The sequence below is a fragment of the Streptomyces sp. NPDC044106 genome (genome assembly GCF_056433985.1).
Genome location: NZ_JBWKFZ010000008.1, coordinates 379,105 through 391,267 on the forward strand (window position 1 = coordinate 379,105; position 12,163 = coordinate 391,267).

The window sequence follows — 12,163 nt, forward strand, 5'->3', positions numbered from 1 at the left end:
TCGACCCCCTCGGGCCGCACGTGCGTACGGCCTCCGCAGGACCGCAGGAAAGGGAGCGCACCACATGAGCAACCGCACCTTGATCACCGGCGGCCTGGTCATCACGGCCTCCGACGAACTGCCCGTCGACGTCCTGGTGGCGGACGGCCGGGTCGTGGCCCTCGCCACCCGTGACAGCCACGGGTGGAGCGCCGACCGCGTCCTCGACGCCACCGGGAAGTACGTGATCCCGGGCGGCGTCGACGCCCATACGCACATGGAGATGCCGTTCGGCGGCACCCTCGCCGCGGACACCTTCGAGACCGGGACGCGCGCCGCGGCCTGGGGCGGCACCACCACCATCGTCGACTTCGCGATCCAGTCCAAGGGTGGCTCCCTCGCGGAGGGCCTGGACGCGTGGCACGAGAAGGCGGCGGGCCGGTGCACCGTCGACTACGGCTTCCACATGATCATGTCCGACGTGAACGAGTCGTCGCTGAAGGAGATGGACCGGCTCGTCGAGGCGGGGGTCAGCTCGTTCAAGCTGTTCACCGCCTACCCGGGCGTCTTCTTCTCCGACGACGGGCAGATCCTGCGGGCCATGCAGCGCGCGGGGTCCAACGGCGGTCTGGTGATGGCGCACGCGGAGAACGGCCTCGCCATCGACGTCCTCGTGGAGCAGGCCCTCGCGCGCGGCGAGCGGGACCCGCGCTACCACGGGGAGGTCCGCAAGGCGCTCCTGGAGGCCGAGGCGACGCACCGGGTCATCAGGCTGAGCCAGGTGGCGGGCGCCCCGCTGTACGTGGTGCACGTGTCGGCGCGGGAGGCGGTCGCCGAGCTGACCCGGGCCCGCGACGAGGGCCTTCCGGTCTTCGGGGAGACCTGCCCGCAATACCTCTTCCTGTCGACGGACAACCTCGCGGAACCCGGCTTCGAGGGCGCCAAGTACGTCTGCTCGACGCCGCTGCGGCCGCGGGAGCACCAGGCGGCGCTGTGGCGCGGGCTGCGGACGAACGACCTGCAGGTGGTCTCCACCGACCACTGCCCGTTCTGCTTCAAGGGGCAGAAGGAGATGGGCAGGGACGACTTCTCGAAGATCCCGAACGGTCTGCCGGGCGTCGAGAACCGCATGGACCTGCTGCACCAGGCCGTCGTCGACGGGCACATCAGCCGGCGCCGCTGGATCGAGGTCGCCTGCGCGACGCCGGCCCGGATGTTCGGCCTCTACCCGAAGAAGGGCACGATCGCGCCGGGCGCCGACGCGGACATCGTCATCTACGACCCGCACGCCGAGCAGACCATCTCCGCGCAGACGCACCACATGAACGTCGACTACTCGGCGTACGAGGGTAAGCGGGTGACCGGGCGGGTGGAGACGGTGCTGTCCCGCGGTGTCCCGGTGATCGACGACCGGACGTACGCGGGACGGGCGGGGCACGGATCGTATGTGCCGCGGGGGATCTGCCAGTACGCGTAGCGGCGGGCCGCGCCGGGCGGCCGGTGCTGTCGGGCGAGGACCGTGCTCCGGGGTCCTCGCCCCCTCAATTGCCTGCCACAGGCGATCACTTCACGCAATGTGACCCGCGTCACTTCTGCGAAGCCTTGGCTCGAAGGTGGCCCCCGTGTCACTATTTCTGCACGCCGACTCTGCCCAAAACCCGCCGCGAGGCCGGGGGTTGAGCGCGTAGCCGCCGGTTCGTCCGGGCGAGCCCGAGCCCCTGCTCGGTCCACTACCTCGGTGCACTACCGATTCCCTCCGCATTTCATCCCACGCATGCCGTGCCGCTTCCTGTGCGGACGGTTCCTGAGCCGCGCGTGTGATGGTGCCCCCCACCCCTTTGCGGGCGAGGCCGAAAGGCCCGCCGCGCCCCGGAGTTGTCCCCCCTTCGGGAGAGCTCTGCGGCCCGAGGGGAATTGACGACCTTAAGTGTGAGATGTCGCCCCGGCAATTGTGCGGGCAGTACACGGACGCCCAGAACGATTCATGGAGGAACAATGCCAGAGACCACCGACTTGAATGAGCTGTACTCGATCATCGAGAAGACGGCTCAGGTGGTGGACGTCACCAGCTCCCGCGAGAAGGTCTGGCCCATCCTGGAGACCTACAAGGACGTCATCGGGCAGTCGGTGATCTCCTTCCGGGCCTCGACCGGAGGCAGCGCGGAAGACCTCGACTGCCGGTTCACGATGCTCCCGGCCGACCTGGACCCGTACGGCCTGGCCCTGGAGAACAACCTCACGCCGAAGACGGACCACCCGGTCGCGAGCCTCCTCAAGGAGGTTCACGAGAACCTCCCGATCACCAGCTGCGGCGTCGACTTCGGCGTCGCCGGCGGCTTCACGAAGACCTGGTCCTTCCCCACCGCCGAGAAGCTGATCAGGATCGAGGACCTCGCCAAGCTGCCTTCCGTCCCCGACGGGGTGGCCGCCAACCTCGACTTCTTCAAGAAGTGGGGCCTCGCCGACATCGTGAGCACGGTCGGCATCGACTACACCAAGCGCACGATGAACCTGTACTTCGGCGGCGGCGTCGGCGACCGGGTGCCGGCCGAGTGCTTCGAGGAGAAGGGCGTCAGGGAGATCCTCGCCGAGCTCGGGATGGCGGAGCCGAGCGAGGAGTTCCTGAAGTTCTGCGAGCGGTCGTTCGTCATCTACGTGACGCTGAGCTGGGACTCGCCGAAGATCAACCGGATCACCTACTCCGTCATGACGCCGGAGCCGCTGGGCCTTCCCATCGAGATGGCGCCCACCTTCGAGCGGCTCATCAAGAACGCCCCGTACGACACCACGGGCCGCAACTACATCTACGGCATCGCGGCGACGCCCAAGGGCGAGTACCACAAGATCGCCTCGTACTACCAGTGGCAGAAGCGCGTGGAGAACCTGCTGCGTTCCGACGCCTGAGAGAGATCCGACGCCTGAGAGACATCCGCCCGCCGGGGCCCGAAGAACGAGGGTCTGCGGAGAAGTAGCGACATACTTCCCCGCAGACCCTTTTCTTGCTTCATCTCTTCCTAGAACTCTGGATGATGCGATCTCCATGCAGAAAAGACAAAGGGAGCTGAGTGCTTTGACATCACCCGCCTCGGCGGAGGGGGTGTCAGAAATCCGTCGTGCTCGCTCGGTCGGTATCGGTCGCGCCCATGCGAAGACCATTTTGCTGGGGGAGCACGCGGTTGTTTACGGCGCCCCCGCCCTCGCGATTCCGGTGCCGCAACTGACGGTCACGGCCAGCGCCGGCTGGTCGGCACGGACCCCGGGCGACTCCGGCGACGTGTCCCTGACGATGACCGGTTCCGCCACGCGGCCGGTGGCGACGCAGGCATCCGACTGGCTCCAGCGGCTCACCGACGAGTTCCGGTCGACGATGGACGTCACCGGCGACGTCCACCTCGACGTGATCCTGGACTGCGCGATCCCGCCGGGCCGCGGGCTCGGCTCCAGCGCGGCGTGCGCGCGCGCCGTCGTCTTCGCGCTGGCCGACCTCTTCGACCGCGAGGTCACCCCGCAGACCGCCTTCGACCTGGTGCAGACCGCCGAGAACGTGGCGCACGGCCGCGCCAGCGGCGTCGACGCCACCGCCGTGGGCGCGTCCGGGCCCCTGCTGTTTCAGCAGGGCAGGGCCGAGGAACTGCCCATCGGCTGCGACGGGTTGTTCATCGTCGCCGACAGCGGCGAGGTGGGCCGCACCAAGGACGCGGTCGGGCTGCTGCGCGAGGGCTTCGAGCGGCACGACGGAGCGCGGGAGCGATTCGTACGCCGCGCCACGGAGCTCACTGACGAGTCCCGGCACGCCCTGGCTGACGGCAAGCCGCAGGAGCTCGGCTCGCGCATGACGGAGTATCACGAGCTGCTCAGAGGCGCCGGGTTGAGCACCGACCGGATCGACGCACTGGTCGAGGGCGCGCTCGGGGCGGGCAGCCTCGGGGCGAAGATCACTGGCGGTGGCATGGGCGGCTGCGTGATCGCGCTGACCCAGTCGGAGCAGGCGAGCGCGGTGACCCGGCAGCTGCACGAGTCCGGCGCCGTCCAGACCTGGGTTGTACCGCTGAGGGGGTTCGCCGGCCATGGGCGCTGAACAGCAGACCACGGCGGTGCGCACCGCCGACCGGGACACGGCGGGCACCGCGACCGCCGTGGCGCACCCGAACATCGCCCTCATCAAGTACTGGGGCAAGCGCGACGAGCGGCTCATCCTGCCGCGCACCGACAGCCTGTCGATGACCCTGGACATCTTCCCGACGACCACCCGGGTCCGGCTCGCCCCCGGCGCCGCGCACGACGAGGTGACGCTCGGCGGCAGACCCGCGGAGGGCGACGCGCGACAGCGCATCATCACCTTCCTCGACCTGGTGCGCGAGCTGTCCGACACCAGCCACCCGGCCGTCGTGGACACCGAGAACACCGTCCCCACCGGGGCGGGTCTCGCCTCGTCCGCCAGTGGCTTCGCCGCCCTCGCCATGGCCGCTGCCGCCGCCTACGGCCTGGAACTCGACGCCACCGCGCTGTCGCGCCTCGCCCGGCGCGGCTCCGGATCGGCGTCCCGCTCCCTCTTCGGGGACTTCGTCGTCTGGCACGCGGGACGGCAGGACGGCACGGACGAGGAGGCGGACCTGAGCTCGTACGCCGAGCCGGTTCCCGCGGGCCCCCTCGACCCCGCACTCGTCGTCGCGGTGGTCAACGCGGGCCCCAAGGACGTGTCCAGCCGCGCGGCCATGCGCCGCACCGTCGACACCTCGCCCCTCTACGAGCCGTGGGCCCTCTCCAGCAAGGCAGACCTGGCCGACATGCGCCTGGCCCTCGGCCGCGGCGACCTCGAAGCGGTCGGTGAGATCGCCGAACGCAACGCGCTCGGCATGCACGCCACGATGCTGGCGGCCCGCCCGGCGGTGCGCTACCTCTCCCCGGCCACGCTCACCGTGCTCGACAGCGTGCTGCGGCTCAGGCGCGACGGCGTGGCCGCCTACGCGACCATGGACGCCGGGCCGAACGTGAAGGTGCTCTGCCGCAGCGCGGACGCCGACCGGGTGGCCGACGCGGTGCGCGCCGCCGCGCAGGGCGGCGCGATCCACATCGCCCGGCCGGGGCCGGGCGCCCGGCTGCTGCCCGGGGACGGGCGGTGACCGGTCGGCCGACCGTCGTCCGGCGCGCGCCGGGCAAACTGTTCGTCGCCGGTGAGTACGCGGTGGTGGAGCCGGGCAACCCGGCGATCCTGGTCGCCGTCGATCGCTACGTCACCGTCACCGTGTCCGACCCCGGCGAACCCGGCGTCGTACTCTCCTCCGACCTCGCCGCGCGAAAGGCGCACTGCCGATGGCGGGAGGGCCGGCTCGGCGGGATGGAACCGCGGGACGAGCAGCTGCTCCACGAGAGCTTCGCCCATGTGGCGGCGGCCATCGAGACCGTCGGCCGGCTGCTCGCCGAACGAGGCCTTCCGGCGCCCGCGCTCGACGTCTCGGTCAGCAGCGAACTGCACGAGAACGGAACCAAGTTCGGGTTCGGGTCGAGCGGAGCAGTCGTCGTGGCGACCGTCGCCGCCATGGCGGCCCACTGCGGCATCGACCTGACCCGCGACGCCCGCTACCGCCTCGCGATGCTCGCCACGGCGGGCATCGAACCCAGGGCATCCGGCGGTGATCTCGCCGCCGGCACCTGGGGCGGCTGGATCGCCTATCGGGCACCCGACCGGGCCGCCGTCCTCGACCTCGCCCGAAGAGCGGGCGTCGAGGAGGCCCTGCGCGTGCCCTGGCCGGGCCACGACGTACGCGTACTGCCCCCGCCCGCGGGCCTCTCACTGGAGGTCGGCTGGACCGGCACACCCGCCTCCACCTCGTCCCTGGTCTCCGGCCTCGACCGGCGGACCTGGCGGGGCGGCGCCTCCCACCGGAGGTTCGTGGAGACCAGCAACGACTTCGTGCGTGCCTCGACCGACGCACTGGAGGGCGGCGACCGCGAAGGTCTGCTGCGGCAGATCCGGCGGGCCCGGCAGGAGTTGGCCCGCCTCGACGAAGAGGTGGAGCTCGGAATCTTCACAGAGCGGCTGACCGCGCTGTGTGACGCCGCCGAAGCCGTCGGCGGCGCGGCCAAGCCGTCAGGGGCGGGCGGCGGCGACTGCGGCATCGCGCTCCTCGACGCCGAGGCGTCACTGGACATCGCTCACGTACAGAACCGGTGGACCACGGCGGGGGTGCGGCCCTTGCCGATCCGTCCCGCCATGGAAGGGAACACAGAATGATCTCTCAACGCAAGGACGACCACGTCAGGCTCGCTGTCGAGCACCAGCGCCAGCACAGCGGACACAACCAGTTCGACGAGGTGTCGTTCATCCACCACGCGCTGGCCGGCCTCGACCGGCCCGACGTGTCCCTGGCCACGACCTTCGCCGGCATCTCCTGGCCGGTGCCCCTCTACATCAACGCCATGACCGGCGGCAGCGTCAGCACCGGCGTCATCAACCGGGACCTGGCCATCGCCGCCCGCGAGACCGGCGTGGCCGTCGCCTCCGGTTCCATGAGCGCGTACTTCAAGGACCCCTCCTGCGCCGACACGTTCAGCGTGCTGCGCAAGGAGAACCCGAACGGGTTCGTCCTGGCGAACGTCAACGCGACGGCCTCGGTCGACAAGGCGCAGCGCGCCATCGACCTGGTGCAGGCCAACGCCCTGCAGATCCACATCAACACGGCCCAGGAAACACCGATGCCCGAGGGCGACCGGTCGTTCTCGTCCTGGGTCCCGCAGATCGAGAAGATCGCGGCGGCCGTCGACGTGCCCGTGATCGTCAAGGAGGTCGGCAACGGCCTGAGCCGCGAGACCGTCCTCCTCATCGAGAGCCTGGGCGTCAAGGTGGCCGACCTCGGCGGCCGGGGCGGCACCGACTTCGCCCGCATCGAGAACGGCCGCAGGGAACTGCGCGAGTACGCGTTCTTGCACGGCTGGGGCCAGTCCACCGCCGCCTGCCTCCTGGACAACCAGGACGTCGGCATCCCCGTCCTCGCCTCCGGCGGCGTCCGCAACGCGCTCGACGTGGCCCGCGCCCTGGCGCTCGGCGCGTCCGGCGTCGGCGTCTCCGGCGGATTCCTGCGCACCCTGAAGGACGAGGGCGTCTCCGCGCTGATCGCGCAGATCTCCACCTGGCTCGACCAGCTGGCGGCCCTGCAGACCATGCTCGGCGCCCGCACCCCCGCCGAACTCCAGCGCTGTGACCTGCTGATCCATGGCGAACTCCGAAACTTCTGCGCCGACCGCGGTATCGAGACCGGGCCCTTCGCCCAGCGCTCGCGCTCCGTCGAGGCCGCCACCGAGCTGACGGGAAGCACCCGATGACCGAGACACACGCGATAGCAGGCGTCCCGATGCGCTGGGTCGGTCCCCTGCGCATTTCGGGCAACGTCGCCACCACCGAGACCCAGGTCCCGCTCGCCACCTACGAGACACCGCTGTGGCCCTCCGTGGGTCGTGGCGCGAAGGTCTCCATGCTGGCCGAGCACGGCATCGTCGCCACCCTCGTCGACGAGCGGATGACCCGCTCGGTGCTCGTGGAGGCGACGGACGCGCAGACCGCGTACGTGGCGGCGCGGGCCATCGACGCCCGCATCGACGAGCTGCGCGAAGTGGTCCGCGGCTGCAGCAGGTTCGCCGAGCTCATCAACATCCGGCACGAGATCAACGCCAACCTGCTGTTCATCCGGTTCGAGTTCACCACCGGTGACGCGTCGGGCCACAACATGGCGACCCTCGCGTCCGACGCACTCCTCAAGCACCTCCTCGACACGATCCCCGGCATCGCCTACGGGTCGATCTCGGGCAACTACTGCACGGACAAGAAGGCCACCGCGATCAACGGCATCCTCGGCCGCGGCAAGAACGTGGTCACGGAGCTGCTCATCCCGCGCGACGTCGTCACCGACGTGCTGCACACGACCGCCGCCAAGGTGGTCCAGCTGAACATCCGCAAGAACATGCTCGGCACCCTGCTCGCCGGCGGCATCCGCTCGGCGAACGCCCACTACGCCAACATGCTGCTCGGCTTCTACCTGGCGACCGGCCAGGACGCGGCCAACATCGTCGAGGGCTCCCAGGGCGTCACGATGGCCGAGGACCGCGACGGCGACCTCTACTTCGCCTGCACGCTGCCGAACCTGATCGTCGGCACGGTCGGCAACGGCAAGGGCATCGAGTTCGTCGAGACCAACCTCGCCCGGCTCGGCTGCCGGGCCGAGCGCGAGCCCGGGGAGAACGCGCGCAGGCTCGCCGTCATCGCGGCGGCGACCGTGCTGTGCGGGGAGCTCTCGCTCCTCGCCGCGCAGACGAATCCCGGCGAACTGATGCGTGCACATGTCCAGTTGGAGCGCGACACCAAGACGGAAAAGGTCGGTGTGTAAGGCATGGCCAGTGGTTCAGGCATAGGTATTCATGATCTGTCGTTCGCGACGACCGAGTTCGTGCTGCCGCACACGGCGCTCGCCGAGTACAACGGCACGGAGATCGGCAAGTACCACATCGGCATCGGCCAGGAGTCGATGAGCGTCCCCGCGGCCGACGAGGACATCGTGACGCTCGCCGCCGCGGCGGCCGCCCCGATCGTCGAGCGGCACGGCAGCGAGCGGATCCGCACCGTTGTCTTCGCGACGGAGTCCTCGATCGACCAGGCCAAGTCCGGTGGTGTGTACGTCCATTCGCTGCTCGGGCTGCCCTCGGCGGCGCGTGTGGTGGAGCTGAAGCAGGCCTGCTACGGGGCGACCGCGGGGCTCCAGTTCGCGCTCGGCCTGGTCGCCCGCGACCCTTCGCAGCAGGTCCTCGTGATCGCCAGCGATGTGTCCAAGTACGAGCTAGACAGCCCCGGCGAGGCGACCCAGGGCGCCGCCGCCGTGGCGATGCTCGTGAGCGCCGACCCGTCGCTGATCCGCCTCGACGGCCCCTCGGGGCTGTTCACCGCGGACGTGATGGACTTCTGGCGGCCCAACTACCGCGACGCGGCGCTGGTGGACGGGCAGGAGTCGATCTCCGCCTACCTCCAGGCCGTCGAGGGCTGCTGGAAGGACTACACGGAGCAGGGCGGACACGCCCTGGAGGACTTCGCCGCGTTCTGCTACCACCAGCCGTTCACGAAGATGGCCTACAAGGCCCACCGCCACCTGCTGAACTACTGCGGCTACGACACCGACAAGGACGCCATCGACCAGGCGCTCGGGCTGACCACCGCGTACAACAGGGTGATCGGCAACAGCTACACGGCCTCCGTCTACCTGGGCCTCGCCGCGCTGCTCGACCAGGCGGACGACCTGACCGGCCGGTCGATCGGCTTCCTGAGCTACGGCTCAGGCAGCGTCGCGGAGTTCTTCGCGGGACAGGTGGTGCCCGGCTACCGCGACCAGCTGCGCACGGCGGAGCACCGCGCCGCCATCGAGCGGCGCAAGCCGCTGGACTACGCGGGCTACCGCGAGCTGCACGAGCGGTCCTTCCCCACGGACGGCGGGGACTACCCGACGCCGGTGCAGAGCGGCGGCCAGTTCCGCCTCGCGGCTCTCCGCGGCCACAAGCGGATCTACGAGCGGCGGTAGGGCATCGTGCGGGTCCGTGAGTGCGTGGGCGGTCCATGGCGGCCGCCCACGCGTGCCGCGCACGGGAACGGCGGGGCCGTACAGGCACCGGCCATGTGCAGAATCCATTCACGTCGCGTTGAGGGTGGGGCAGGCGAATGACCGGTATCGCAACCGATATCGCAGTTCTCGGTACGGGCGCCCATGTGCCGGACCGTATCGTCTCCAATGACGAGGTCGGGGCCCCGGCCGGGGTCGACGGCGAGTGGATCGTCCGTAAGACCGCGATCAGGGAACGGCGCTGGGCCGCGCCCGAAGAGGCCACGTCGGACCTGGCGGCGGCGGCGGGACGCGCCGCGCTGGAATCGGCGGGCATCACCGCGGGACAGCTGTCCCTGATCGTGGTGGCCACCTCCACGCCGGACCGGCCGCAGCCGCCCACCGCCGTCTACGTGCAGCAGCGCCTCGGCGCCCTGGGCGCGGCTGCCTTCGACGTCAACGCCGTCTGCTCGGGCAGCGTGTTCGCGCTGTCGGTGGTCGAGGGCATGCTGTCGAAGACGGGCGGCCACGCGCTGGTCATCGGCGCGGACGTGTACTCGCGCATCCTCAACCCGGCCGACCGCAAGACGGTCGTGCTCTTCGGCGATGGAGCGGGCGCGATGGTCCTCGGACCCGGCAGGGGCCCGAAGGTGCGCCAAGTCGCCCTGCACACCTACGGCGAGCTGTCGGACCTGATCCAGGTACCGGCGGGCGGCAGCAGGATCCCCCCGGACCGGGCCGCGATCGACGCCGAGCTGCAGTACTTCGCGATGGACGGGCGCGAGGTGCGCCGCTTCGTGGTGGAGCAACTGCCGCAGCTCACCAAGCAGTTCCTGCACGAGGCCGGTGTGGTGCCGGACGACATCGCCCACTTCGTGCCGCACCAGGCCAACGGCGTCATGCTCGACACCGTGATCGAGGACCTGTCGCTGTCCCGCGCCACCACGCACCTCACGCTTGAGGAGTACGGGAACACGGGCGCCGCCTCCATCCCGATCACACTGGACGCCGCCGCTCGCAAGGGGGCCTTCGCCCCGGGCGACCTGGTCCTGCTGGCCGGCTTCGGCGGCGGCATGGCCGCGGGGCTCGCCCTGCTCGAATGGTGACGTCACCACCGCGCACACGGTGCGCCGGGCCGGGAACCTGACGGCCCCGGCCCGGCGCACCGCTTCGTATCCTCATCCGCCCGCCTCGTCGCAGGGAGACACCCGCGTGATCACGGAGAACGCGCCGGGCACCGGCCTGGCCGCCCGTATACCGGGATCCAAGAGCCTGACCAACCGACTGCTCCTGCTGGCCGCCGCCGCCGACGGCACGAGCAGAGTGCACGCCCCACTGGTGAGCGAGGACACCGTCGCGTTCCGCGAGGCGCTGAGCGTCTGCGGCCACCCGGTCCGAAGCAGCCCGGAGAACGAGTTCTGGGAGGTGACGGGTGCGGGCCGCGGGCCGCAGGGACCCGCACGCCCCTGGTGCGCCGACGCCGGCACGGCGGCCCGCTTCCTGCCGCCGTTCGCCGCCACCGGACACGGCACCTTCCTCTTCGACGGCTCCTCCCAGCTGCGCGCCCGCCCCCAGCGCCCCCTGCTCGAAGCGCTCCGGGCGCTGGGCGCCGACCTGGAGCCGGGGCCGGGCAACGGACTTCCGCTGCTGATCCGGGCGGGCGGCCTGGAAGGCGGCGAGCTCACGGTCGACTCGTCCCTGAGCAGCCAGTACCTGAGCGGCCTGCTGATGGCCGCGCCACTGATGCGCCGCGGCCTGTGCGTGCGCACCGGAGGAAACCTGGTCAGCAGGCCGTACGTCGACATGACGGTGGCCCTGATGCGGCGCTTCGGGGCCCAGGTCGACGAGGACGGGGACGGTACCCTGCGCGTGGCGCCCCGCCCGTACGGCGCCACCGACGTCGTGGTCGAGCCCGACGCGTCGTCCGCCTCGTACGTCTTCGCCGCCGCGGCCGTCACCGGACGCACCGTCACCGTGCCCGGCCTCGGCACCGACAGCCTCCAGGGCGACCTCCGCTTCGTCGAGGTCCTCCGGCAGGCGGGCGCCGACGTGCACGTGGGCCGGGCGGCCACCACGGTGACGGGCACCGGCCCGCTGCGCGGCGGCTTCACCGTCGACATGGGCGAGATCTCGGACACGTTCATGACCCTCGCGGCCATCGCGCCGCTGGCCGACGCGCCCATCACCATTCGCGGCGTCGCGCACGCGCGGCTGAAGGAGTCCGACCGCGTCGCCGCCGTGGCGGCCAACCTGCGGGCCTGCGGCATCGAGACCGCCGAAGGCGAGGACTGGATCACCGTCCGGCCCGGAGTGCCGCGTCCCACCCGCGTCGAGTGCCGACGCGACCACCGGATCGCGATGGCGTTCTCCGTACTCGGACTCGCCGTGCCGGACACGATCACACTGGACGACCCGGCCTGCGTGGCGAAGACCTTCCCGGAGTTCCACGACGAGATGCGACGCCTGTTCACCGGCTACGCGCTCCCGGTGGGCACGAACAGCTGAGGCAGAAGGAGCATCCGTTGAGCAGGTTGCGTTGGCTGACCGCGGGGGAGTCGCACGGACCCGCGCTTGTCGCGACGTTGGAGGGGCTTCCCGCCGGCGTG

The 12,163-nt window shown here is 70.8% G+C and carries 10 protein-coding genes; all 10 read left to right on the top strand.

Annotated elements, in window-relative coordinates; all coding sequences use genetic code 11:
• Positions 1-64 precede the first annotated feature (64 nt).
• The 10 genes from hydA to aroA all read left to right on the top strand — a co-directional run bounded on the left by hydA (position 65) and on the right by aroA (position 12,062).
• Entirely contained in the window at positions 65-1,456 is a 1,392-nt protein-coding gene (gene hydA / locus AC07DI_RS17200; RefSeq protein WP_478905083.1) for a dihydropyrimidinase, read from the top strand.
• A 518-nt stretch (positions 1,457-1,974) separates the two neighbouring features.
• Complete coding sequence (locus AC07DI_RS17205; protein WP_478905084.1) at positions 1,975-2,883, top strand: aromatic prenyltransferase; 909 nt, start codon at positions 1,975-1,977, stop codon at positions 2,881-2,883.
• 193 nt (positions 2,884-3,076) lie between these two features.
• A complete protein-coding gene (mvk, locus tag AC07DI_RS17210; protein WP_478905085.1) occupies positions 3,077-4,057 on the top strand; it encodes a mevalonate kinase in 981 nt (326 codons plus the stop codon).
• The gene (mvaD, locus tag AC07DI_RS17215) at positions 4,047-5,102 is read left to right on the top strand and encodes a diphosphomevalonate decarboxylase (protein WP_384248058.1); all 1,056 of its coding nucleotides are present in this window, start codon (positions 4,047-4,049) and stop codon (positions 5,100-5,102) included. Before mvk ends, mvaD begins: the two co-directional genes overlap by 11 nt.
• Positions 5,099-6,214 (top strand): phosphomevalonate kinase, encoded by a 1,116-nt coding sequence (locus AC07DI_RS17220; RefSeq protein WP_478905086.1) that lies wholly within the window; start codon positions 5,099-5,101, stop codon positions 6,212-6,214. Before mvaD ends, AC07DI_RS17220 begins: the two co-directional genes overlap by 4 nt.
• Complete coding sequence (gene fni, locus AC07DI_RS17225; protein WP_384248055.1) at positions 6,211-7,302, top strand: type 2 isopentenyl-diphosphate Delta-isomerase; 1,092 nt, start codon at positions 6,211-6,213, stop codon at positions 7,300-7,302. The genes AC07DI_RS17220 and fni overlap by 4 nt, the downstream gene beginning before the upstream one ends.
• The gene (locus AC07DI_RS17230) at positions 7,299-8,360 is read left to right on the top strand and encodes a hydroxymethylglutaryl-CoA reductase (RefSeq protein WP_384248053.1); all 1,062 of its coding nucleotides are present in this window, start codon (positions 7,299-7,301) and stop codon (positions 8,358-8,360) included. Before fni ends, AC07DI_RS17230 begins: the two co-directional genes overlap by 4 nt.
• A 3-nt stretch (positions 8,361-8,363) precedes the next feature.
• Positions 8,364-9,539: a hydroxymethylglutaryl-CoA synthase gene (locus tag AC07DI_RS17235; RefSeq protein ID WP_384248052.1), complete on the top strand. Its 1,176-nt coding sequence runs from the start codon at positions 8,364-8,366 to the stop codon at positions 9,537-9,539.
• A gap of 137 nt (positions 9,540-9,676) precedes the next feature.
• Complete coding sequence (locus AC07DI_RS17240) at positions 9,677-10,663, top strand: 3-oxoacyl-ACP synthase III family protein (protein WP_478905087.1); 987 nt, start codon at positions 9,677-9,679, stop codon at positions 10,661-10,663.
• 106 nt (positions 10,664-10,769) lie between these two features.
• Positions 10,770-12,062, top strand: a complete 1,293-nt coding sequence (gene aroA / locus AC07DI_RS17245; RefSeq protein WP_478905088.1) for a 3-phosphoshikimate 1-carboxyvinyltransferase — start codon at positions 10,770-10,772, stop codon at positions 12,060-12,062.
• Positions 12,063-12,163: the final 101 nt, after the last annotated feature.